Annotated in this window: 15 protein-coding genes and 3 pseudogenes; 7 read left to right on the top strand and 11 right to left on the bottom strand. The window is 70.5% G+C overall.

Going from position 1 to position 21406, the window contains the following annotated elements; translation table 11 throughout:
* Positions 1 to 77: 77 nt before the first annotated feature.
* The 6 genes and pseudogenes from ACEPPI_RS17490 to ACEPPI_RS17465 form a co-directional block, all read left to right on the top strand.
* Complete coding sequence (locus ACEPPI_RS17490; protein ID WP_373916147.1) at positions 78 to 767, top strand: response regulator; 690 nt, start codon at positions 78 to 80, stop codon at positions 765 to 767.
* A 39-nt stretch (positions 768 to 806) separates the two neighbouring features.
* Positions 807 to 3350, top strand: a complete 2544-nt coding sequence (locus ACEPPI_RS17485; protein ID WP_373916146.1) for an ATP-binding protein — start codon at positions 807 to 809, stop codon at positions 3348 to 3350.
* A gap of 662 nt (positions 3351 to 4012) precedes the next feature.
* Positions 4013 to 4819 (top strand): SDR family NAD(P)-dependent oxidoreductase, encoded by an 807-nt coding sequence (locus tag ACEPPI_RS17480; RefSeq protein ID WP_373916145.1) that lies wholly within the window; start codon positions 4013 to 4015, stop codon positions 4817 to 4819.
* A 457-nt stretch (positions 4820 to 5276) separates the two neighbouring features.
* Positions 5277 to 5366 carry a K(+)-transporting ATPase subunit F gene (gene kdpF / locus ACEPPI_RS17475; RefSeq protein ID WP_373916144.1) on the top strand — a complete coding sequence of 30 codons (90 nt, stop codon included), beginning with the start codon at positions 5277 to 5279 and terminating at the stop codon, positions 5364 to 5366.
* Positions 5367 to 5368: 2 nt separating this feature from the next.
* Positions 5369 to 5500: pseudogene (locus ACEPPI_RS17470) on the top strand (hypothetical protein); the annotation flags it as partial.
* 37 nt (positions 5501 to 5537) lie between these two features.
* Positions 5538 to 6705, top strand: a pseudogene (locus ACEPPI_RS17465) (sensor histidine kinase); the annotation flags it as partial.
* Positions 6706 to 6955: 250 nt separating this feature from the next.
* On the opposite strand, the gene ACEPPI_RS17460 reads toward ACEPPI_RS17465, so the two are convergent.
* Complete coding sequence (locus ACEPPI_RS17460) at positions 6956 to 7321, bottom strand: hypothetical protein (RefSeq protein WP_373916143.1); 366 nt, start codon at positions 7319 to 7321, stop codon at positions 6956 to 6958.
* Between the two features lie 84 nt (positions 7322 to 7405).
* Here ACEPPI_RS17460 and ACEPPI_RS17455 point away from each other — a divergent pair.
* Positions 7406 to 8731: pseudogene (locus ACEPPI_RS17455) on the top strand (ATP-binding cassette domain-containing protein); the annotation flags it as partial.
* 862 nt (positions 8732 to 9593) lie between these two features.
* On the opposite strand, the gene ACEPPI_RS17450 reads toward ACEPPI_RS17455, so the two are convergent.
* From ACEPPI_RS17450 to ACEPPI_RS17405, 10 genes are all read right to left on the bottom strand, one after another.
* Positions 9594 to 10070, bottom strand: a complete 477-nt coding sequence (locus ACEPPI_RS17450; RefSeq protein WP_373916142.1) for a cupin domain-containing protein — start codon at positions 10068 to 10070, stop codon at positions 9594 to 9596.
* Between the two features lie 324 nt (positions 10071 to 10394).
* Entirely contained in the window at positions 10395 to 10736 is a 342-nt protein-coding gene (locus tag ACEPPI_RS17445) for a hypothetical protein (protein ID WP_373916141.1), read from the bottom strand.
* A 55-nt stretch (positions 10737 to 10791) separates the two neighbouring features.
* Positions 10792 to 11649: a BTAD domain-containing putative transcriptional regulator gene (locus ACEPPI_RS17440; RefSeq protein WP_373916140.1), complete on the bottom strand. Its 858-nt coding sequence runs from the start codon at positions 11647 to 11649 to the stop codon at positions 10792 to 10794.
* A gap of 114 nt (positions 11650 to 11763) precedes the next feature.
* Positions 11764 to 12495 (bottom strand): LuxR C-terminal-related transcriptional regulator, encoded by a 732-nt coding sequence (locus ACEPPI_RS17435; protein ID WP_373916139.1) that lies wholly within the window; start codon positions 12493 to 12495, stop codon positions 11764 to 11766.
* A gap of 288 nt (positions 12496 to 12783) precedes the next feature.
* Entirely contained in the window at positions 12784 to 13719 is a 936-nt protein-coding gene (locus tag ACEPPI_RS17430; protein ID WP_373916138.1) for a JmjC domain-containing protein, read from the bottom strand.
* Positions 13716 to 15461, bottom strand: coding sequence for an AMP-binding protein (locus ACEPPI_RS17425; protein ID WP_373916137.1), 1746 nt, complete (start codon positions 15459 to 15461; stop codon positions 13716 to 13718). The genes ACEPPI_RS17430 and ACEPPI_RS17425 overlap by 4 nt, the downstream gene beginning before the upstream one ends.
* A complete protein-coding gene (locus tag ACEPPI_RS17420; protein WP_373916136.1) occupies positions 15448 to 16860 on the bottom strand; it encodes a class I adenylate-forming enzyme family protein in 1413 nt (470 codons plus the stop codon). Before ACEPPI_RS17420 ends, ACEPPI_RS17425 begins: the two co-directional genes overlap by 14 nt.
* Positions 16861 to 16866: 6 nt before the next feature.
* Positions 16867 to 17115, bottom strand: coding sequence for an acyl carrier protein (locus ACEPPI_RS17415; protein WP_373916135.1), 249 nt, complete (start codon positions 17113 to 17115; stop codon positions 16867 to 16869).
* Positions 17116 to 17192: 77 nt separating this feature from the next.
* Positions 17193 to 18521: a condensation domain-containing protein gene (locus ACEPPI_RS17410; RefSeq protein ID WP_373916134.1), complete on the bottom strand. Its 1329-nt coding sequence runs from the start codon at positions 18519 to 18521 to the stop codon at positions 17193 to 17195.
* Complete coding sequence (locus ACEPPI_RS17405) at positions 18509 to 20704, bottom strand: peptidase domain-containing ABC transporter (protein WP_373916133.1); 2196 nt, start codon at positions 20702 to 20704, stop codon at positions 18509 to 18511. Before ACEPPI_RS17405 ends, ACEPPI_RS17410 begins: the two co-directional genes overlap by 13 nt.
* Positions 20705 to 21406: the final 702 nt, after the last annotated feature.

The following is a 21406-nucleotide window of genomic DNA, read 5'->3' as shown; positions in this document are numbered from 1 at the left end:
GGGAGCCGGCAGGGCGCGGAATGCTCGCGTCTTGCCGGCTCCTTACGTGCCCGCATCGAAGGAAAGGCTGCACACCAATGACCCGGGTGCTGGTGGTGGAGGACGATCCCCAGCTCGTCCGCGCACTCAAGATCAACCTCCAGGCGCGCAAATTCGACGTCGAGGAGGCTCCCGACGGCAGCTCCGCCCTGCGGCTCGCAGCAGCCCGCAAACCCGACGTCATCGTCCTCGACCTCGGGCTGCCCGACATGGACGGCATCGACGTCATCAAGGGGGTACGGGGCTGGAGCCGCGTACCCATCCTCGTGCTGTCCGCACGCCACACCTCGGAAGACAAGATCCGTGCCCTGGACGCGGGCGCCGACGACTACGTGACGAAACCGTTCAGCATGGACGAGCTCCTGGCCCGGCTCCGCGCGGCCGCCCGCAGACGGGAGCCGCACGGTGCCCCGCAGGCCAATGAGGTTTCCGTGGTCACGACCGACGAGTTCACCGTCGACCTGGTCGCGAAGAAGGTGCACCGGGGCGACCGCACGGTACGGCTGACCCCCACCGAGTGGCACCTGCTGGAAATCCTCATCACCCACCCGGGCCGGCTGATCACCCAGAGCCGACTGCTGCTGGAGGTCTGGGGCCCCAGCTACGGGGAGAACACCAACTACCTGCGCGTCTACATGGCCCAGCTCCGGCGCAAACTGGAACCGGACCCCGCGCACCCCCGGTACCTGATCACCGAACCGGGCATGGGCTACCGCTTCGAACCCTGATCACCCGACCGACCGTCAACAGAGAAGAAGAGTCTGAACATGGGACGCGGCAAGCTCCGCATCTACCTCGGTGCGGCACCGGGCGTCGGCAAGACGTACGCGATGCTCTCCGAGGCACACCGCCGGGTCGAGCGGGGCACCGACTGCGTCGTCGGCTTCGTCGAGCACCACAGCCGTCCGCGGACCGAGGTCATGCTGCACGGCCTCGAACTCATCGAACGGCGCGAGCTGGAATACCGCGGCTCCACCTTCACCGAGATGGACGTGGACGCGATCCTCGCCCGGCGGCCCGCCGTCGCGCTGGTGGACGAACTCGCCCACACCAACGTCCCCGGCTCCCGCAATGCCAAGCGGTGGCAGGACGTCGAGGAGCTCCTCCAGGCCGGCATCGACGTCGTTTCGACCGTGAACATCCAGCACCTGGAGTCGCTGGGCGACGTGGTCGAGACGATCACCGGAGTCCGGCAGCGCGAGACGGTCCCCGACGAGGTCGCGCGCCGCGCCGACCAGATCGAGCTCGTCGACATGTCCCCGCAGGCCCTGCGGCGGCGCATGGCCCACGGCAACGTCTACAAGCCCGACAAGGTCGACGCGGCCCTGTCGAACTACTTCCGCCCGGGCAACCTGACCGCGCTGCGCGAGCTCGCGCTGCTGTGGGTGGCCGACCGGGTCGACGAGTACCTCCAGGAGTACCGGGGCGAGCACAACATCCGCTCCACCTGGCAGGCCCGCGAACGCATCGTCGTCGGCCTCACCGGCGGTCCCGAAGGCCGTACCCTCATCCGCCGTGCCGCACGCCTCGCCGAGAAGGGCGCCGGAGGCGAGGTCCTCGCCGTGTACATCGCCGCCAGCGACGGCCTCACCTCCGCCTCGCCCAAGGAACTCGCCCTCCAGCGCACCCTGGTGGAGGACCTCGGCGGCACCTTCCACCACGTCATAGGCGACGACGTCTCCGACGCCCTGCTGGAATTCGCCCGCGGCTGCAACGCCACCCAGATCGTGCTCGGCGTCAGCCGCCGCCGCTCCTGGCAGTACGCCTTCAGCCCCGGCGTCAGCGCCACCGTCGCCCGCGAGTCGGGACCGGACCTCGACGTCCACATCGTCACCCACGACGAGGCCGCCAAGGGCCGCGGCCTGCCCGTCGCCCGCGGCGCACGGCTGGGCCGCTCCCGCATCATCTGGGGCTGGCTCACCGGCATCGCAGGCCCGGCCCTGCTCGCCGTGCTGCTGAGCCAACTCGTCCCCGAGCTCGGGCTCGCGAACGACATGCTGCTCTTCCTCACGTTCACCGTGGCGGCGGCGCTGCTCGGCGGCCTGCTCCCCGCGCTGGCCTCGGCGGCGTTCGGGTCCCTGCTGCTGAACTACTACTTCACCCCGCCGCTCCACGAGTTCACGATCTCCGACCCGAAGAACATCGTGGCCATCGCGATCTTCGTCGGCGTCGCGGTGTCGGTGGCCTCCGTGGTGGACCTGGCCGCCCGGCGCACCCACCAGGCCGCCCGCCTGCGCGCCGAGTCCGAGATCCTCTCGTTCCTCGCGGGCAGCGTCCTGCGCGGCGAGGACTCCCTCGGCGCCCTCCTGGAGCGGCTGCGCGAGACCTTCGCCATGCAGTCGGTGGCCCTCCTGGAGCGCAGCAGCGAGGTCGACCCCTGGACGACGGCGGCGTCCGTCGGCACCGGCACGGTCGTCCGCCCCGAGGACGCGGACGTGGACCTGCCCATCGGCGACAACATGGCGCTCGCCCTGACCGGCCGGGTCCTGCCCGCAGAGGACCGCCGTGTCCTCGGCGCCTTCGCCGCTCAGGCAGCCGTCGTACTCGACCGCCAGCGCCTGGTCGACGAGGCGGAGAAGTCACGTGAACTCGCCGAGGCCAACCGCATCCGTACGGCCCTGCTCGCCGCCGTCAGCCACGACCTGCGGACCCCGCTCGCCGGCATCAAGGCGTCCGTCACCTCCCTGCGCTCCGACGACGTCGAATGGTCCGAGGACGACAAGGCCGAACTGCTCGAAGGCATCGAGGACGGCGCGGACCGCCTCGCCGCCCTGATCGGCAACCTCCTCGACATGTCCCGCCTCAACACCGGCACCGTCGTCCCGCTCATCCGCGAGACCGACCTCGACGAGGTCGTACCCATGGCGCTGGGGGGCGTACCGGAGGACAGCGTGGACCTGGACATCCCCGAGACGCTGCCGATGGTCGCCGTCGACCGCGGCCTGCTGGAACGGGCCGTCGCCAACATCGTCGAGAACGCCGTCAAGTACAGCCCCCACGGCGAGTCCGTCAACGTATCGGCGAGCGCCCTGGGGAGCCGCGTCGAGCTCCGGGTGGTCGACCGGGGTCCTGGCGTCCCGGACGAGGCCAAGGACCGCATCTTCGAACCCTTCCAGCGCCACGGAGACGCCCCCCGCGGCGCCGGCGTCGGCCTGGGCCTCGCCGTCGCCCGCGGCTTCACCGAGGCCATCGGCGGCACCCTCGCGGCCGAGGACACCCCGGGCGGCGGCCTCACCATGGTCCTCACCCTCCCCATAGCGGAGGGCAGCCATCCGGTATCACCGGAGCTCCCGACGTCTGCGGTCACCTGACGATCGAGGCAACCCGCGAAGTCGCCGGCACAAATGCCCGAGTACGGGCCGATGACCCGCACACGTGAGCCGTCCGGCCCCGGTATCCCCACACCGGAGAGCCGGACGGCTCGCGTGTTGTGCGACGGGTGACCGACACGCGGTCGCACCGGCCCGTACCCCCACGGTGGGACCGTGCGCTTCATCGGCGGTGTTCAGGTCACCGCCCACCATCCGCGTGCCGCCGGTCCGTCGTCCGGCTCCGTCGCCACACCAGTCTGTGCCGAGCGGACGGCCCTGGCAGCGCTCCTTGACGTGTTCCTTCCGCGCGGAAGTCGATCTTTGATGCGGTGCTGACGAACGGTCATCAGGAGCCCGTCAAGAAGTCTTCGGGCGCTTGCCTCCGGCTCCTCCGATGCGCTGGGATTGCGGCATGAACAGCGGTCCGCGCTACGACGATCGGCCACCGGATCAGGTGCAGCCGACGGCGCCCGCTGTCCGCCCGGCCCTCTGACGTCGGCCGCGCGTCCTCCCCGTACCTGCCATCAGCCCCCTGAAGGGCGCTGACCGAGGCCGCGTACGCATCCTCACCTTCACCGCATGGACCGAGCCCACGCACCAGCCTCTCGCCGGGGCGCCGGGGCGCCGGGCACATCAGCCATGCCTTCCTCCAGGAATCCGACATGTCTTCATCCCTGTCCGGCCGTACCGTCCTCGTCACCGGCGCCACCTCCGGCATCGGCTACGAGACCGCCCGCCGGCTCGCCGAGCGCGGCGCCGGCGTCCTCCTCCACGGCCGCACGCCGGAGGAGGCCCAGGCCGCCGCGGACCGGCTCATCGCCACCGCCGGTGCGGACGGTGCCCGTCTCCGGCCGCTAGCCGCCGACTTCGTCCGCCTGGAGGAGGTCGAGAGCCTGGCCCACGCCGTCGTACGCGACCACCCGCGCCTCGACGTACTCGTCAACAACGCGGCCATCGCGGCACCGGAACGCCACACCCTCACCGCAGACGGCAACGAGATCTCCTTCCAGGTCAACTTCCTGGCCCACTACCTCCTCACCAACCTCCTGGAGCCCGCCCTCACCGGTAATCCCGGCGGGCGCGTCGTCAACGTCTCCTCCGCGCTCCACCGCTCCGGCGCCATCCAGTGGAACGACCCCCAGCGGGTGCGGCGCTACTCCCGCCTCGCCGCGTACGCCCAGTCGCAGCTCGCGCTGACCGTCTTCGCCGCCGACCCGCGCGTCACCGCCGTCTCCGTCGATCCCGGCGTCTGCGAGACCGGTCTCCTCCCGCTGTACGGCCACGAGGGCGCCCCCGCCGCCGAGGGCGCCGAGCACGTCGTGCGGCTCTGCGACCCGGCCACCGAGATCGTCAACGGCGCCTACTACGACCGCTCCGAGCGCGTCGCCCCGGCACCCGCCGCCACCGAGGACCGCACCGTCAAGCGCCTCACCAAGCTCGCCGACCTCCTCGTCGGCCACCCCGCCTGAAGGGACACACGGACAGGTCCAAGCGCGCACGCGACCCCCGGTCCGAGAAACCGAGCACCACCTGGAGAGCAGGGGCGGACCGGCCGGGCTCGCGGCTTCCGGGCATGCCCGGGCCGCTCTCGCCAAGGGCCGGATCCTCTCCGTCGCCCGCACCTACTTCGTCGCCCGGCCGGCTGCCGGCCTGGACGGCCGGTTTCCGGCTGACCCGCGCATACGTCCACCACGCCACCGGCCGGCCCCGGCATACACGGTCCGGACGACCCCGGTTCCTGCATGAGGCACGTCTCGCCGCAGACGGCCCACCGTCCCCCTGACCATGCACGGTGTCCGGCGGGGCCGTCAACACACCGTCAAGGCCCCGCTCGAGAGCCGTCAGGGGTGCATCAGGGGCGATTCGTTCCCGGCTCCACTGCTGTTCGATGGTGAGGTCGAGGACACGCGAAGGAGTCGGGTGCGGGTGAGCACGGAGAACATCGTCGGCATCGTCATTGCGGTCTGCTTGGTCGGGTACCTGGTCCTGGCCCACCTCTTCCCCGAGAAGTTCTGAGCATGGCGACCACGAACGACGCCTGGCCGGAAGCGGCGGCGCGGCAGCCGGTCCTCAGGCCCGGACGGCTCAAGGTCTTCCTGGGCGCGGCCCCCGGCGTCGGCAAGACGTACCGGATGCCCGACGAGGCGCACCGCAGGGCGGGGCGTGGCGCGGATGTGGTGGCCGGTTACCATGAGCGACCCGGACAGCGTGCTGGCGCTGGTGGTCTTCGCCGTCGTCGCCGCCACCGTGGCCGCCGCGGCGGACCGGTCACTGCGCCTCTCCCGCCGCGCCGTCGGGCCACGGCCGAGGCCGAGACGATGTCCTCGCTGGCCGGCAGCATCGTCCGCGGCGACCAGGCGATACCGGCACTGCTGGAACGCGCCCGGGAGACCTTCGGCATGGACACCGTCGATCTGGTTCGGAGGCACCGGACCCGGGATCGGGAACGAACGGCGGACGCCGCACTCGGACGGAGGCCGACCCCGCCCTGGTGGTCGCCGCCGGATCCGGGGCCTTCCTCGTGCTGCGCGGGCGTACGCCGCCCTCCTCCGAGCGCCGTGTGCTGGCCGCGTTCGCCGCGCACGTCGGCGCCGCGGTCGAGCGGGCCCGTCTGGCGGAGGCCGCCGCCGAAGTCGAACCCATCAGGGCCGCCGACCGCCTGCGCACCGCCCTGATGCGCGCCGTCAGCCACGACCTGCGGACCCCGTTGGCAGGGGCGCTGGCCGCGATCAGCTCACTGCGCACCCCGGACGTGGACTTCTCCGAGGAGGACCGGGCGGAGCTGCTCGAATCCGCCGAGACGTCCCTGAACCGGCTGAACCGGCTGGTTGAGAACCTGCTCGACCTCAGCCGCCTGCAGGCCGGCGCCCTCACCCTGGCGCTGCGGACCACCACCCTGGAGGAAGTCCTGCCGGCCGCCCTGGAGTCGCTGGAACTGCCGTCCGCGGCCGGGCCCGCCGTCGACGCGCAGAACCTGGAGACGGCGCCGGCACTGCGGGCGGATCCGCCCCTGCTCGAACGAGTACTGGCGAACCTGATCGGCAACGCGGTCCGCCACGCCCCCGCCGACCGCCCCGTGCTGGTCACGGCGAGCGCCCTGGCCGGCCGAGCCGAAGTCAGGATCGCCGACCGGGGCCCCGGAATCGCCGCCGACGACCGCGAACGTGCCTTCGAGCCCTTCCAGCGCCTCGGTGACCGCGACAACACCTCCGGCCTCGGCCTCGGCCTGGCCCTGGCCCGGGGGCTCACCGAGGCCATGGACGGCACGCTCACAGCCGAGGACACCCCCGGCGGAGGCCTGACCATGGTCCTGTCCCTGCCCGTAGCCGCCGATGTGGCCGCGGGGCGGCCCTGACCTCGTGGCCGTATCGGCCACCACATCGGGCGGCCGCTCCGGGAGGACGACGCGGAGCGCATGACGTGGAGCCGTGCTGTGCTCGGCCGCGGCGCACAGGCCCGTTTCGACGGCGTGGGCGTCGTAGGGGCACATGGGGGTGGAGCCGCTCCGGTGCCGGCGACGACGTACCAGCGGGGCTCGGCGGCGTGCCCGGACCCTGGGTGGGCCGTCGGCCGTGCGGCACCGTCGACGGGCTCCTGCCCGCTCGTCACACCGCTCCGCGTCCTCCTTCCCCGGTGCGCTCCCGCACTCCGTCGTGCGTGGGGCGGCCCATGGCGCGGCCGCGCGGCGGGCGCTGGGCACGCGTGGTCAGCACCAAGCCGAAGAGGAGTGCCGCACAACCCGGCATGGTGACGACGGGGCGGTAGACGGGATCGACCACCAGGAGGCCGGTCAGCTGCACACCCAGCGCGGCCGCGACGAGCAGCTGAGCCCAGCCGAGCAGACGGGGGCGGACGATGTACCGGCGCTGCCAGGGCAGCAGCCAGCCACGGCTGAGCGTCGCCACACCAGAGGCCGCGAGCAGCAGCGCCATCACGCCGATGGGTATCGCGACATACAGGCCAAATCCCATGTCACCCTCCTGTTTCCGTGGGAGCGATGATGTCAGGCACCCTTCGGCCCACCTTCGGGAGGTGGCGGCCCGGGCCGGGGCCCCCAGGACCCCCTCGACGGCTTCGTCACCGACACCGTCGAAGAGGAACTCGCCTACACCATGGAACAGCTGGCCGTCCCGCCCGCCACCATGCGCAAGCACGTCGAGGAGACCCTCGACCTCCTGGGCCTCGCCGACCTCCGCCACCGCGCCCTCCACGAACTCTCCGGCGGCCAGCAGCAGCGCGTCGCCATCGGCTCCGTCCTCACCGCCCACCCCCGCATCCTCGTCCTGGACGAACCGACCTCCGCGCTGGACCCGACCGCCGCCGAAGAGGTCCTGGCCGCCGTCACCCGCCTCGTCCACGACCTCGGAGTCACCGTCCTCCTCGCCGAACACCGCCTGGAGCGCGTCGTCCAGTACGCCGACCGCGTCATCCACCTCCCAGGCGACGGCCGCGTCGTCTACGGACCGCCCGCCGGGATCTTCCGTACGTCGTCGATCGCCCCGCCCATCGTCGAGCTCGGCCGCGCCGCCCGCTGGGACCCGCTCCCGCTCTCCGTCCGCGACGCCCGCCGCGCCGCCGCACCCCTGCGCACCCGGCTCGCCGGAACCACTCCCCCGCCGGTACGCCCGGCGCCCGCCGTCGACGGCGGCACGCTGCTGACGGCCCGCGGGGTGACGGTGGCCTACCAGGGCGTCCCGGCCATCCGCGAGGTCGACCTGGACCTGCGCGGGGGCCAGATCACCGCGCTCATGGGCCGCAACGGATCAGGCAAGTCCTCCTTGCTGTGGGCCCTCCAGGGCTCCGGGCCGCGCAAGGCCGGCTCCGTGGCCGTCGTGACCCCCGGCGGCGCCCGGCCACCCCAGGATCCGCGGAAGGTGTCCGCCGCCGAGGCCCGACAGCTGGTCGGGCTGGTCGCACAGACCCCCACCGACCTCCTCTACCTGGAGAGCGTGAAGCAGGAACTGGACCAGGCCGACACCGAGTCCGGGGTCGCCCCCGACGGGATCCGGGCCCGCACCGTCCTGGACCGGCTCGCGCCCGGCATCCCCGACGCCGCCCACCCCCGCGACCTGTCCGAGGGCCAGAAACTCGCCCTCGTCCTCGCGATCCAGCTGACCGCGGCACCCGGGGCGCTGCTCCTGGACGAGCCAACCCGCGGGCTCGACTACCGCGCCAAGAGCGAACTGATCCGCATCATCGACGACCTCGCCGCCGAGGGCCGGGCCGTGGTGATCTCCACCCACGACGTCGAGTTCGTCGCCCGCGCCGCCGACCGCGTCGTGGTCATGGCCGAGGGCGACGTCGTCGCCGACGGCCCCACCACCGAGGTCATCGTCGCCTCCCCCGTCTTCGCACCCCAGACCGCGAAGATCCTCGCCCCGCCGCTGATCTGCGGGGTCCTCCTCGTCATCGTGCTGTGCGTGGTGATCTCCGAGATCGCCGAAGGCGGCATCAACTCCAAGGCCCTCGCCATGCCGGGCGTGCTGTCCGCGGTGAACGCCGCGATCCGCCCGCTGGGCGCGGGCACGGCCGGGATCGAGACGGTGATCTTCATCCTGGTCCTCGCCGGCCGGGTCTACGGTCCGGGCTTCGGCTTCACCCTGGGCTGCACCTCACTGTTCGCCTCCGCCCTCATCACGGGCGGGGTCGGGCCCCGGATGCCGTACCAGATGTTCGGATGCGCCTTCGTCGGCATGCTCGCCGGCTTCCTCCCCAAGGCCACCGGCCGCCGCGAGATCGCCCTCCTCGCCGTCTACGGCTCGCTCTGCGGCTACCTCTTCGGCTTCCTCCTCAACCTCTCTTTCTGGCCCTTCTCCCTCGACCCCGACAGCTCGATCGCCTACCTGCCCGGCCTGCCCTTCACCGAGCAGTTCCATCGCTACCTCGCCTTCGACCTGGCCACCTCCCTCGGCTGGGACACCGGCCGCGCCGTCACCGACTTCGTCTGCATCTGTCTGGCCGGCCCGGCCGTCCTCACGGTCTTCCGCCGCGCAGCCCGCAAGGCCCGCTTCCAGGCCCCATCCGCTTCGCTCCCCGTAGGGCGGCGGATGGGGCCCCAGGCACAAGGACACCGGACGGACCGGGTACGCCGACCGGTCCCGCTTCTCAGTCACACACTTGGCCTACCCAAAGCTTGTAGCGCGGGTTCGGCTCCCGGCCTCCGCTCGACAGCAAAGCCCCAGGTCAGCAACCTGAGGCTTGCTCGTTTTCCTGGGCCGGCGGGAAGGCTGCCCCCGCCGGTGGTCAGGCGTGCTTGTCCGCGGGGTGGTGGGTGGGCTGGACCGACCAGGTCGGGGGTTCGTCGTTGCCCGAGTCCTCGTCGCGTTCCGCGTCGGCGAAGGTCGCGTGGATCTTGTCCGGGGCGTGGTGGACAGGGGCGTAGACGGCGTAGAGCTGCAAGGGCTCGTCACCCGTGTTGGTGACGTTGTGCCACGTGCCGGCGGGTACGAAGACCGCCCAGCCGTCCTCGACCTCCTGATCGAAGTCGAGGCGGTCCTTCGCGCTGCCCATCTGGACGCGGCCGCGGCCCGCGTCGAGCCGGAGGAACTGGTCGGTCTCCGGGTGTGCCTCCAGGCCGATGTCCTCGCCCACCGGGATCGACATGAGGGTCAGCTGGAGGTACTTCCCGGACCAGGCGACCGAGCGGTAGTCGGTGTTCTCCAGCGTCGCCTGCTCGAGGTCGAAGCTCTGAGGTTCGGGGCCGATGTCCTTGATGGTCATGCTTCTCTCCCGGTCGGCGTAGGTGGTACGCGTTCGGGCGCAGGTTTTGCGCCGGGCCAACCCTTCCAGACTCACCGGGGTGTTGTGGACCGACGCCAGTGACACTCGAGCCGGGTGGTCACGGGCGCCAGGACGCGGAGTCGGCCGCGCCCTCGCCGCCCGGCCGGGCGAGGGCCAGGCAGGAGTCGACGGTCCGGGCGGGCAGGTCCAGCCCGGTCATCACTTTGTGGATCACGCGCGGCAGCTCGTCGTCGAGATTGCCCCCAGCGCCCTATGTCTTGGACAAGGGCGTGGCTTCCCTTCGGCGAGGCGGGCGTCGGCCGGTCACGAGAGGGGCCTGTGGTATTCCGACCCCGTGCCGTTCCACTGCAGGTCCTCGGCCCGGTCGTGGTGGTTCACCGTGCCGGACGACGGGTGGGTCGCCACTCCGCCGACGGAGGAACCGCCAATGACGGCGGCCAGGATGAACGCCGGCGCCAGGACAGCGAACGAAAGGGACTGACGCAACGGAGCGCCGGATTTGTATCGCTTCATTTCATGCATCCGTTCTGGTGAGTTCTGCGCCGCGTGCCACGGGGCCCGCAGCGATTGGCCATGCTGCCAGTCCGTGATCAACGGGTGATCAATGTGCAGGTCGGGCAGTGCACCGGTGGCTGCTGTGCCCAATGCCGCGACGGCCGCCTCCGCGACGGGAGCGGCTTCCCACGGGCCGTGAATGACGTCATGGAGCGAGGCTCCGGTCCGCCGTCAGGCCACCCATGATCTCCGCGTCGTCGGCCAGGATCGCCTGGTGCAGCGCATGCAACTGCCGGCCGGGGAAGATTCCCAGGTCGTCGGCGAGCAGCTGGTGCGCCTCGCGATAGGTGGCCAGCGCGGCGTGGCGTTGGCCGGACCGCCACAGGGCCATCATGAGATCCGCGCGCAGTCGTTCCTGGTGCGGATGATCAGTGACCGTGGCGAGGAGTTCGGGAATTATCTCGAAGTGCTGACCGTCCGCGAGCTGCGCCTGGAAGTACTTCATCAGCAGTCCGAGCCGGAACTGTTCCAGCCTGGCCGCCTCGGCCTGCATGACCAGAGTGTGGGTGAGGCCGCTCAGAGGCTTGCCCCGCCACAGCCGGATCGCCTCGCGCAGCAGCCTTCCGGCCTCCTTGGGCGCACCGTTGTGGAGGCTTTCCCGGCCGAGCTGCCACAGTTGCTGGCACCGCACCAGGTCGACCTGATCGGACTCGGCCGTGAGCTGGTACCCGTCGCTGGTCGTGATCAGACGGACGCCGGTCGCGTAGGCGAACTGCCGGCGCAGGCGGCTCACGTACAGTTGGATGTTCTTCTTGGCGCTCGAAGGTGGCACCTCCCCCCAGACGGCCTCCATGATGTTGTCGACCGAGACGTGCCGGTTGGCATGGAGACACAGGTAGGCGAAGAGGATCTGCGGCTTCGCTCCTCCCGGGGACACGGTGACACCGGACACGAGGATCTCGAGCGGCCCTAAGAGATTCAGCTGAGTGGGGCCGGTCTCGACCCCCGCGTCCAGGTCGGCGTCCGAGGGAGACGCTCCGCCGCCCTGCCACGCTCTGCGCATGAGCTCCACTTCTACCCCCTTACGAGAAACAAGGACCATCCGGGGAAATAGCGACGCGTCCTGATGACGGGCCGCATGTCAGACGAGGGGCGAGGCATAGACTCATCCGGATTCCTATTTTATGAACTCATCGGCGACCCGGGGCGGCCACGAATTGATTTGCAGTATTCCCGTCGAGTAGGCGAGCGCGATCAGCGCCACCCGATTCGGCATGCCGAACTGCCGGAGCATGCGCGAGATGTGGTAATCGACGGTCTTGGGGCTGATGAATAAACGTGAGGCCAGAAATTCTGATGTCAGTCCTGCCGCGGTTCCTTCGAGGATCTTCGCCGCCATCTCACCGATGACCGGACTCTCCCTGATGCTCTTCGACCCGGCGGGGTCCGTGGGATGGAAGAGCTGTATGGCCACGGCCCTGTTCGGCGAACTACCCCACAGGGCTGTCGCCGTGAGCACGGCACTGAGCGGCGTGGCAGACCGTCGCCGCAGTGCTATGCGGTGACTGAACTGGTCCCGATCTCCGACGAGCAGCTGGTTCAGGCCGCGGTCAAGAGCCTCGCGAAGGTCCGATTCTATGAGGTAGCTGAACGGCTTTCCGTACAGTTCCTCGCCCGACCCGCCGAACTGCCGGAAGAATTCCGGACTCCCGTACTGCATCTGGTGTTTGCGGTCGAGGAAAACCAAGAACTCTCTGTCCGTTGTCAGCGCGGAATGACCCATTCGTGCTCCTGTGGCTTTCGACTGCACCCGGCCGGCCCGATCGACGGCGACTCGCAAGGCAGACATGTCGTAGGCGCCGCCGGGCATGGAGCGCTGCACGCGCCCGACCTGTTCGGTTACGGCCATACTGGCTCACGGCGATCAGCGCACGATCAGTGCGGAATCGATGAGTGCGGGAGCCGCCCGTACCCGGGAACCCCGCGGTCCCGGGCACGCTTCCGAGGAATGGCGCCGGAACGGCGGCCGGCACCCGGGTACAGCGAGCGGAGCGGCACCGGGCGCCGGCGGCCCGTCCGGTCCCCGAGCCGCGACGACGACGGACCGGCCGGGGTCCTCGGACCGGTGCCCGGTGTCAGCACGGCTCAGGACGCCCGATGGCGACCGGTACGGCCTCCGCCGTCGGGACGCGCGGAATCACCGCGGATCGGCGTACCCGGCGGCCAGGTCACCGAGCGAGACCGGTGCAGTGGGATCGGGCAGGGCGGCAAGCCTGGTCCGCCTCGCGTGGTCCACCAGGTCCTGAGGGGTCAGACCGGCCAGTGCCTTGCTCACGTGCTCCAGCATGGCGGTGGCGGCGGCGAGGACGGCTTCGTCGTCCAACGGGCGCGTTTCGACGTTCATCGCCCTCGCCGTGAGCTTCTGGAGGCTGCGGAACAGATCGCCCTTGTGGACCTCACGGATCGTCAGTGACAGGTGCACGGACAGGCCGCCGCTCCCGACTGCCTCGTGGGCGAAGGCGCGTGGGATGTACAGGACGTCCCCGGCGTGCACGGTGGCGCGCAGCACCTCCGCCGGCTCCTCCTCTTCCGCGCTCCCCTCGCGCCATTCACCGTTCGCCGGTCCCTCGTAGACACGCCAGTCCTTGCTGCCGGCCAATTGGAGAACGAGCACATCGGCGTCGTCGCGATGCAGTGGAGCTCCTTGGGCGCCTGGCGGGGTGACGAAGCAGAACGCCTCCACCGGCCGCTGGAGTTCGGCTGACAGGCGGGCCAGCAGATCGCGGGTGGGGCGGTGCCACTGGTCGACCCGGTGCATGAGCAGGGTCGCGCCCTGCTCGATCAGCCCCCGTATCTTCTGCTGGTCGGCGAACCCCGGATGGGAGACGCCTCGGACCGAACGTGCCGAGACGTAGGTGTCGGCGGGCAGGGGACCCTCGGCGCTGGTCATCTCCAGGTAGGGCTCGTGCAGGAAGCCGCTGGCGAGGGCGTCGTCCACGTCGGCCGGCGTGAAGGGACTGACGAGGGAGCCGTCGGGAGTGAAGACACCGGGACGGCGGCGCCAGTGATCGGCGGCGAAGGCCATCGGGTCGCCGACCCACCGGGACAGTGTCGTGGAGTGCGCAATGGTCATGTCGTGCGTTCCTCTCTGTGCTCGGACGATGTGCGCCGGGGCACGTGGGGCCGGAGGACGGGCAGGTCGCCCCGCTCGAAGCGCTGTTTCGTCTCGGAGATCCGCACCTTGCCGCTGGTCGTCACAGGCAGGCCGCCGGCGGGCAGCAGGGCGACCTCGGAGACGTACAGGTCGAGGACCTGGGCGAGCCGGCGCCGCACCTGGGCGGCCAGCTGCGCGGGGGACGGCGCGCCGGAGCCGCCGGTCACTTCCGACACCAGGCACAGGAGTTCACCGGCCGCCTCGTCCTCGACGCTGAAGGCGGCGCACCGCCCGGGTCTGAGGCCCGGTACGGCGGCACAGGCCGCGGCGATGTCCGCCGGGTGGAAGTTGCGGCCGCGGTGCACGAGTACGTCGTCCGTCCGTCCGAGGACGAACAGCTGGCCGCCGTCGAGGAACCCGAGGTCCCTGGTGGGGTGCCAGTGGGATCGCCGGACCGGCTTGCGCCAGTAGCCGCTGAAGAGTTGCGGGCCCCGGATGTGGATCTCTCCCACGCGGTGCGGGTCCTGGCGGCCGTCGCCGATGCGTACCCGGGTTCCCGGCAGCGGGACGCCCGAGGAGAGCAGGGTGGTGGAGGGGGTTCCCCGCGCGGCGCGGACCGCGCGGCCCGCACGCAGTGCTTCGGTGCTGACGGCGAGTCGGAGCGGAGGGAGTTCGGGGGTGGTGGCGGTGACCGTGAGGGTAGCCTCCGCCATCCCGTACGAGGGACACAGGACCTCGGCCCGGAACCCCGCTGCCGCGAACCGGGCGGCGAACCGCTCGGCAGTGGCGGTGCGGACCACCTCACCCGCGCTGCGCGCGACCCGCCAGGCACGCAGGTCCAGGGTGGCCATCTCGTCGTCGGTGGTCTTGCGCGCGCACAGGTCGTACGCGAAGTCGGGGGCGCTGGACAGCGTGCCGCGGCAGACGGTGAGAGCGGAGAGCCATTCCGCAGGACGGCGGGCGAAGCGCTCGGTCGGCAGGAGCACGGACTCGTATCCGCTGAACAGCGGCCTGAGGATTCCGGTGATCAGACCCATGTCGTGGCTGAGCGGCACCCATGTCACGGCGACGTCGGCCGGGCTCTCGCGGTAGTGGACGGCCGCCTGGCGGCAACTCGACCGCAGGGCGCGGTGATCGATGACGACGCCCTTGGGAGAGCCGGTCGATCCGGAGGTGTACTGGAGAAAGGCGGGTGTTCGCGGGCTCACCCGTGCGTCGGGCCCGCCGCCGCGCTCCGGCAGGGCGGCGGCAACCGCCGGCAGCTCTTCCCAGGTGCGGATCGGGACCCGCGTGGCGGAGTCCTCCAGCGCGGGGCGCACCGTGTCCCGCCACGCTTCCGTGGTGATCACGAGAGCCGGGCAGCAGTCCCGAACGATGGCGCGCACTCGCTGCTCGAACGCCTCCGCACGCATCGTTCGCGGGCCCGGGACGGGAACCGCGACGAGTCCGGTGCCGATCACGGCCAGCAGGACGGCGGCGAACGTCTCGTCGTTCGGCATCACCAGAACCACCCGGTGTCCGGGTTCGGCGTCCAGGCCCCGCAGCGCGCGGGCGACGGTGTCCACCAGCCGGTCCAGTTCCCCGAAGGTCGTACGGCGCCGGATCTCGCCTTCGTCCCAGTTGGTCAGGGCGATGGCGTCCGGCCGTTGCCGGGCGTGGTGCCGGAGCCATCCGGTGGCTGTGGTGGAGTCGTGGGCTGGTCCTCCGCTACCGGGGGCCATGGGGAGCGCTCCGGGCCAGGTCGCCGAGATCGGCCCGCCTCAGCTTGCCGCTGGGCGTACGGGGCAGGGAGCCCGAAACCGCGAGCACGACGCGCGGGGAGGGCAGGTCCAGTTGTTCCGCCGTGGCCTCGATGGCGGGCACCGGGTCCTGGAAGTCGCCGCCGTGACCGTGTTCCACGAAGCACACCGGTCCGTCGCCGACGCCGTCGAGGACGGCGGCGTCGGTGACTCCGGGCAGCAACCGGATGTCATGCTCAAGCCGCGCCATCCGGATCTCCCGCGGGCTCTCGGCCCGGCCGAGGACGTACAGATATCCCTCGTCGTCGAGATGGCCCACGTCCCCGGTCTTCAGCACGCCGGTGTCGGACGGAGCCCGGTCGGCCGCCCGCAGCAGGATGTCTATGTCCCCGGTCTCGCCCGCGAGCACGGGCCGGCCCTCCCGCGAGATCTCGACCCGGATCCCCGGCAGGGGCCGTCCGACCGATCCGGGCCTGGCCAGCCACTCCGCCGTCGTGATCTCGGTGATGACACCGTGGGACGTGCCGTAGTACTCGTGCAGGACCGGCCCGAACAGGTCGATGGCCGCGCGCTTGACCCCGGGTGGGCAGGCGGCTCCGCCGTGGAAGACGACCTGGAAGGGGTGGCGCGGTGCCGCACCGGCCTCGACGAGGTCGGTCAGGCGGTCGGGGCTGAACATGACGCTGTCCGCACGGTGACGGTCCGCCAGTTCCGTGAAGGCGTCGCAGGACCAGGTTCGCTGGACGACGACCGTGCTGCCCGCCTGCAGCGCGTACAGGGCGGGGCCGAGAGTGCCCAAGTGGTAGGTGGGGTTGGCCATCAGATGCGGGCCCCGGCCGGCTCCGGCGCCGTAGCGTTCGACGACCGCGACCCCGCGGTACGGCCTGCGTGGACGTGTCCGCGCCACGGCCTGCGGCAGTCCGGTGGTACCGGATGTGGCGAACACGAGGCGGCCCGCGGCCGGCGGCGTCGCAGGCGTGCCGGGGCCGTCCGCCCGGGCCGTCAGCTGCGTGCCCGTCACGACCGGGCAGGGCAGGGCGGGGCCGTCGGCCCAGGGCTGCGCACTGATGTGCACGGCGGTGGACACCGAGGCGAGCAGGGACGGTCCCATGGGAATCCCGAGCAGCTCACGGTCGATGGGGAAGAGTCCGAAGCCGTGTCGCAGCGCGGCCAGGGCCAGTGCGAAGAAGGCCGGTCCGGTGGGGATGTCGGTCGACACGACCGCGCCGTCCGGGATCCCGTGGGCGCGCAGCCCCCGGGCCAGGGCGTCCGCGCGACGGGTGAGATCGCCGTAGGTGCTCTGCTCGCCGTCGGCGATCACGGCCACGCGGTCGGGGTGGGTACGCGCGGTGGCCCAGGGGTCCCAGAGATAAGGCTTCATGATTCCTCAGTGCTTGGCTGTCGGCGAGGCGGCAGAGGGCTGCGCGAGCGCGGCGGCGAGTGCCGCGAGGTCAGGGAGGCCGACGACCAGTTCGACATCGACCTCGACGCCCAGGCTCTCCTCCAGACGGAGGCTCAGTTCGACCGCGGTGATGGAGTCGCCGCCGAGGGCGAAGAAATCGTCCTCGGGCACGGCCGGCCTGCCGAACACCTCGCTCACGGCGGTCAGTACCTCGTCAATCGGCGTGTCGGACATGGCGCCTTCTCTGCTGGGGGGCGTGGGACGAATCGGGTACGGCGGGGAAGTGGACGGCCCTCACGGCTCTTGCCCGGTCATCCGGCGGGCACGGTGGCCGCCAGGCCGGCGAGCATGTCGTCCAGGACCGACCGTGCCAGCGGGCCGTCGGCTCGGTGCCCGTCGTAGAGGAGGTCGATGCACAGGCGGTCGCGGAACTCGGTGCACCGGAGGTGAAGTGCGAAGGTGTCATGAAAGGTGATCCGGCGCAGCGGGTAGGCGTCAGCCGTGATCCGCAGACCGCCGATGTCGTCCGCGACCGCGGAGTTCCCTTCGAACCGGCGCAGGTTGACGTAGATGTCGCGGCTGACGTGTGCGCCGCCGGTCTCCTCCGCCTCCCGGGTCAGCGCGGTGAGGTCCGCGGCGTCGAGCCTCTGGTGCCGGAGCCCGTTGAGCAGTTGGTCACGCACCTGTGTCCGCACGGAGAAGGCGTCGGCGCCGGCGTCGCGCAGGGTCAGTGGGCAGGAGCCGGCGAACATGCCCACCACGTCCGTGTCCCGGGACGCACGGGAGTCCATCGAGGTCCACAGTCCCACTTCGGACATGCCGGTTCGAGCGGCCAGTGCGGTGACGAACAACCCGACCGCCGACTGCAGGACGGTGAAGCGGAACTCGGCGCACAGACCACGCAGCGCCGTGACCGTCGCGGCCGGCAGTTCCGCGCTCACCATGCCTCCATCCGCAGGGTCGGCCCCGGCGGGGCCGGTACGGGGCCAGGAGACGCGGGTCATGAAGGCCAGGCGTTCTCGCCAGTTCGCCCGCGCCTGCTCGCGTAGCCGCTCGCTCGTCCGCTCCCGCTGCCGGACCGCCGCGTCGGCGAACGAGGGGGCCGTGTCCGGCGGGGACCCGCCGTCGCGCAGGGTCTGGTAGTCGCGCCAGACCTCACGCCCGAAGAGGTGATGGGCCCGGCCGTCGAAGACGAGGTTCTGGAAGGTGGCCAGCAGCGCGTGGTGGTTCTCGTCGTAGCGCAGCAGCCTGATGACGAACGGCCGTTGTGTGTCGTACGACCACGGGGTGACGCAGTCGCGGGACAGCAGGGCCGAAGCGTAGTGGGAGAACTGTGCGGGCGAGGCGGCCTTCACCTTCGCCCGTCGGACGACTTCCTCCTCGGCCTCGATGCCCCGGGTCCACTGCAGGGGGTGCGGGCCCGGCACCGGATCCATCTGGAGGTGCAGGGCGTCGTGCCGGACCACGAAGGCGCGTACGGCCGCAGCGAGGGCGTCAGTGTCGAGGCCTCCCAGGATCTCGAACGCGAGCTGAGTGTTCTTGTGGGACCAGCCGCTGGAGAAGGTCTTGGTGTGGAACCACTCCTGCTCGTAGGTCAGGGGGAACGGGGTACCGGCCCGTGGGGCCGTCAAGCCAGGCACAGGTACTCCGTTCCGCTCTCCTTGAGGACGGCGGGGGAACCCGCCTCGACGATGCGCCCGTCGCGCATGACGATGACCTGGTCCGCCTCGTCCATCACGGTCAGGCGGTGGGCTATGACGACGACGGTGATTCCCGCGTCCAGCAGCCCCCGCATGATGGATTCCTCGAGAGCCGGGTCGAGGGCGCTGGTGGCCTCGTCCAGGATGACCAGTTCGGGCTTCTTCGCCAGCGCCCGGGCCAGCACGATCCGCTGGCGTTGTCCGCCCGACAGGCCGTGGCCGCCGGGGGCGACGAGGGTGTGGTACCCCATGGGCATGGCTTCGATCTCCTCGTGGATGTGCGCCAGCCCCACCGCCGTGATCAGATCCGACTTGCCGATGTCGTCGCCGCCGAACAGGATGTTGTCCCGGATGGTGCCGCCGAAGAGGTGCGCGTTCTGGTTGACGTAGCCGATGCGCCGCCGGTAAGTGGGCCGGTCGAGTTCGGCCAGGTCGGTGCCGTCGACGGTCAGGGTCCCGCCGGTGGGTGTGTACAGTCCGGCCAGCAGCATGCCGAGGGTGGACTTCCCGGAGCCCGAACGGCCGATGATGGCCATGAACTGCCCTGGTTCGAGTTCGAAACTGACGCCGTCGAGGGTGGGCCGCGGAGCTCCCGGATAGCGGAAGCCGACCGCTTCGGCCTTGATCCGGCCAGGCCTGGCCACGCCGGTCTCGGCGAAGGCGCCCCGCGGTTCGGGGGCCGCTCGCAGGACGTCGTCGAGTTTGGCGACGGTGGGCCGGACCGCGGCCAGCTGGGAGCCGGCGTCGAAGAGGCCTTCCAGCGGGATGAACAGGGCAATCGTCAGTGTCATGAAGCCCATGGCCTCGCCGAGCGAGTAGCGGTGGTTCAGGACCAGCCAGATCCCGGCGACCAGCACGATCAGGGGCGCGGCGAACTGCAGCGTGCGGCTGAGGGACGCGAACAGGGCGAGGTTGCGGCGGGCGCTCAGACGCTTGTTGACCTCATGGACCAAGGTGTGCGACCACCGCTCCACCGCCCGGCCGTCCATGCCGGCGGCCTTGAGCGTGGTGATGCTCTCCAGCATCTCCACCAGTTCCTCCTGGGCCTTGGTCTGGCGTTCGAGGACTTCCTGGCTCAGTCCGGTCTGCCGGCGCCAGGTCAGCACGAGGATGGCGGTGTGCACGACGACCAGCACGGTGACGAGAAGCGACATGAGCGGGTTCGCGACGGCAATGGCGATCAAATAGACGACGATGAGCAGGCTGTCGAAGACGGCCGAGACCGCGGTGAGGCTCAGGACCTGGACGAGCACGTTGCTGGTGCGGACCCGTAGCGCGAGATCACCGGAGTTGCGCACGGTGAAGAAGTCGTAGGGCAGGTCCGCCATGTGCCCGACGATGCCCAGGGTGAGCCGTTTCTCGATGACGGCCTGGCGCCTGGTGACCAGAAACGATCGCGCCACAAACAAGGAGAAGTAGAGGGCGACCATACCGGCCAGGATGGCGCAGGCCGTCCACGCTCCGCCGGTGGACCGGTTGCCGAGGACGCGCTCGACCAGGAATCCGGCGGTGAGCGGCAGGGCGAGTTCGAAGGCCATGAGTCCGGCGGAGGAGGCGAGGATCAGCGCCAGTTCCCGGCCGCGCGGCAGAAACTGCCGCAAGCGGCGCCAGGGGCCTAGGAGTTCACTGCCGCGTCGGCGCTCGCCGGAGTCGGCTTCGAGCGGCTGCTCGAACTCCAGGGCCACGCCCGTGAAGGACTCGGCGACCGTTGCCATGGTGAGCCGGCGGCGTCCATGGACAGGGTCGATGACATCCACATGGTCTTTGCCGGCTCCCTCCAGGACGACGAAGTGGTTGAAGTTCCAGAACAGGATCGAACCGGGGGACAGCCGGGCCAGGGCTTCCGTGCCGGCGCGCACGCCGCGGCCCTTGACGCCGTATTCGCGGGCGATCTCCAGGAGGGTGCGGGCCGATGCCCCATTGCGTCCGGAACCCGCACGCGCGCGGATCTCGTCGAGGGACACGTCCACGCCGTGGTGGCGCAGCACGGTCACGAGAGCGGCGGGACCGCAGTCGCTGACCTGGGTTTGGAAGCAGACCTGCAGCCGCGCTCCGCGTGTGCGTCGCCTGAACCGCTCGCGGACCGCCGTCATCCGCTCGGCTGCCCCCTTGGGCCGGGTCACGGCAGGAGCGTGACCGAAGACCGGTCCAAGGCCATCGCTCGTGCGATGGTGTTCGAGCGCCTCGGCGTTGAAACGCGAATCGCCAGGCATGAGTCCCCTCCCGTTGTGAGTCACTGGCCTGTCCGCCCGCGACAAGACGTCCGGACGTGAGCCGTCGGCCCGTCCGCCGAAGAAGCGCAGGCCCCTTCGGCAGACGGACCGCGGACTTCAGATCGTCAGATGACGCAGGTGGGGGAAATCCCGAACTGGCCGCCGACGATGTCGTCCAGCTCCTCTTCCGACAGGTCGGAAATGTCGATGTCGTCGAAGTTTTCCATGACTTCTCTCTTTCGCATGGGCTTCTTCGCATCCGTGGATCGGATTCTGTAACCAGAGAACGGTGTCGAGCCACACCAAGAAATCACCGAAAAGCGATGCCCGGACGAAGTCCACTACAGGCACCGAACCACCTGACGAGAGGAAGCACAGGGGATGTAACGCATTCACTTCATGTTCGGATGACCGAACGCCTGAACCATAGAGAGCATCATCCGATCGGTCAAGTCTCGATTGACCGCCCGCGATATTCTCAATCCACATCGCCTACGAATTCCTGCCCGCCGACACCGCGAACTGAACAGGATGGGCAAGAAGGGAAAAGTTCCGCATAAACGTCCACACTCATGGTGGCATGAAAATCGACTGGTAGAACGGCGGCCCGGA

This window comes from Streptomyces sp. AB3(2024) (assembly GCF_041862025.1).
Classification (GTDB): Bacteria; Actinomycetota; Actinomycetes; order Streptomycetales; family Streptomycetaceae; genus Streptomyces.
Note: the sequence above shows the minus strand (reverse complement) of the source record. Positions and strands in the feature narration are given on the sequence as shown.

Excerpts from the sequence above, each read along its gene's own strand:
- ACEPPI_RS17490 (WP_373916147.1), top strand. The coding sequence starts at position 78 with ATGACCCGGGTGCTGGTGGTGGAGGACGATCCCCAGCTCGTCCGCGCA.
- ACEPPI_RS17485 (WP_373916146.1), top strand. The coding sequence starts at position 807 with ATGGGACGCGGCAAGCTCCGCATCTACCTCGGTGCGGCACCGGGCGTC.
- ACEPPI_RS17480 (WP_373916145.1), top strand. The coding sequence starts at position 4,013 with ATGTCTTCATCCCTGTCCGGCCGTACCGTCCTCGTCACCGGCGCCACC.
- ACEPPI_RS17460 (WP_373916143.1), bottom strand. The coding sequence starts at position 7,321 with ATGGGATTTGGCCTGTATGTCGCGATACCCATCGGCGTGATGGCGCTG.
- ACEPPI_RS17450 (WP_373916142.1), bottom strand. The coding sequence starts at position 10,070 with ATGACCATCAAGGACATCGGCCCCGAACCTCAGAGCTTCGACCTCGAG.
- ACEPPI_RS17440 (WP_373916140.1), bottom strand. The coding sequence starts at position 11,649 with ATGCGCAGAGCGTGGCAGGGCGGCGGAGCGTCTCCCTCGGACGCCGAC.
- ACEPPI_RS17435 (WP_373916139.1), bottom strand. The coding sequence starts at position 12,495 with ATGGCCGTAACCGAACAGGTCGGGCGCGTGCAGCGCTCCATGCCCGGC.
- ACEPPI_RS17430 (WP_373916138.1), bottom strand. The coding sequence starts at position 13,719 with ATGACCATTGCGCACTCCACGACACTGTCCCGGTGGGTCGGCGACCCG.
- ACEPPI_RS17425 (WP_373916137.1), bottom strand. The coding sequence starts at position 15,461 with ATGGCCCCCGGTAGCGGAGGACCAGCCCACGACTCCACCACAGCCACC.
- ACEPPI_RS17420 (WP_373916136.1), bottom strand. The coding sequence starts at position 16,860 with ATGAAGCCTTATCTCTGGGACCCCTGGGCCACCGCGCGTACCCACCCC.
- ACEPPI_RS17415 (WP_373916135.1), bottom strand. The coding sequence starts at position 17,115 with ATGTCCGACACGCCGATTGACGAGGTACTGACCGCCGTGAGCGAGGTG.